Here is a 1,323-nt window from a genome sequence, read left to right on the forward strand (position 1 = left end):
CAGGGAAAATTCATGAACATGCCCATGTTTAAAGGGTTTGCGCTTTGGTGTGGTCTCAATTTTCGAAGTTCGCTAGCTATCGCTATCACATAACAACCAATTGGCCGAAGATCGATTTGTAGATCATTTTCAGTGTTTTTTAATACCTCCATAGACAAATTGGAGGTCCAACAATGAGTAACCAGCACCCATTTATGCATTTCGATGTTATTCCAGATTACAGACAAAAAGGCAAAGTCGAGCACAAGTTAACTGATATCATTTTGTTAACAATTTGCGCGGTACTTTCTGGTCAAGACGACTGGAAAGCCATCAGTCTTTACGGTCAAGCTCGGCTGGATTTTTTGAAGCGATTTGGCGATTTTAGTCATGGTGTTCCGTCAACATCGACCATAGCCAGAACGATGGGAATGATAAGTGCCACTCGATTACAGAAATGCTTTATTGAATGGATGAAAGATTGCTGTGAGTTGACCAAAGGTGAGGTCGTTGCCATTGATGGCAAGACAGTGAGGGGCTCCTATGATGACTCTCGCGGACTCGGCGCAATCCACATGGTTAATGCGTTTGCCACTGAAAATGGCGTGAGCCTCGGCCAACAAAAAGTATACCAAAAGTCGAATGAGATCACCGCCATTCCAAAGCTACTAGAACTGCTTGATATATCAGGCTGTTTAGTCACGATTGATGCGATGGGCTGCCAAAAGAAAATTGCAAAAAAGATACTTGATAGTGACGCGGACTATCTTTTAGCAGTTAAGGGTAACCAGGGGCGTTTAGAGCAAGCGTTCGATAACTATTTTGAGATGAGCATGCTCCAAAACCATGATGGTGACTCCTACAGCACGCAAGAGAAATCACGTGGTAGAAAAGAAACTCGGCTTGCATTGACCAATAAAGATTTAAGTGTTTTAGGTGATGTTGAGTTTGAGTGGCCTGGTATTAAAACCATGGGTATTGTGGTTTCAATAAGGCAAGAAGACGCGATAGCGAAAGAGTCAGAAGTGGTGGTGAAATACTACATCAGCTCGAAGGATTTAGATGCTAAAGAATTGTTAAATGCAACGCGTTCACATTGGTTAGTCGAGTCGATGCATTGGAGTTTGGATACCACATTTGGTGAAGATGCGAGTCGTAAACGCGCGGAAGAAAGTGCAGAGAATTTCTCAAGGATCAGACAAGCGTGCTTAAATATGCTCAAGAGTGAAACGACCCTAAAAGCGAGTGTGAAGCACAAAAGAGCGATGTGTGCGATGGATTCTGAGTACCTTTTAAAGGTTCTAGCAAGCCTTTATTGACGGGGATGTTCATGATTTTTCCGTG

General features: G+C 42.9%; 1 protein-coding gene. It reads left to right on the top strand.

The genetic code is table 11. The annotated features are described in order from the left end of the window. Positions 1 to 173: 173 nt before the first annotated feature. Positions 174 to 1,298: an ISAs1 family transposase gene (locus R7127_RS26310; protein WP_203346290.1), complete on the top strand. Its 1,125-nt coding sequence runs from the start codon at positions 174 to 176 to the stop codon at positions 1,296 to 1,298. Positions 1,299 to 1,323: the final 25 nt, after the last annotated feature.

Origin of the sequence: Vibrio sp. 1159 (genome assembly GCF_033340395.1) — a bacterium.
In the GTDB taxonomy this organism is placed as follows: domain Bacteria; phylum Pseudomonadota; class Gammaproteobacteria; order Enterobacterales; family Vibrionaceae; genus Vibrio; species Vibrio alginolyticus.

Bases quoted from the DNA above. Each gene is read 5' to 3' on its own strand.
- R7127_RS26310 (WP_203346290.1), top strand. From the start codon at position 174: ATGAGTAACCAGCACCCATTTATGCATTTCGATGTTATTCCAGATTAC.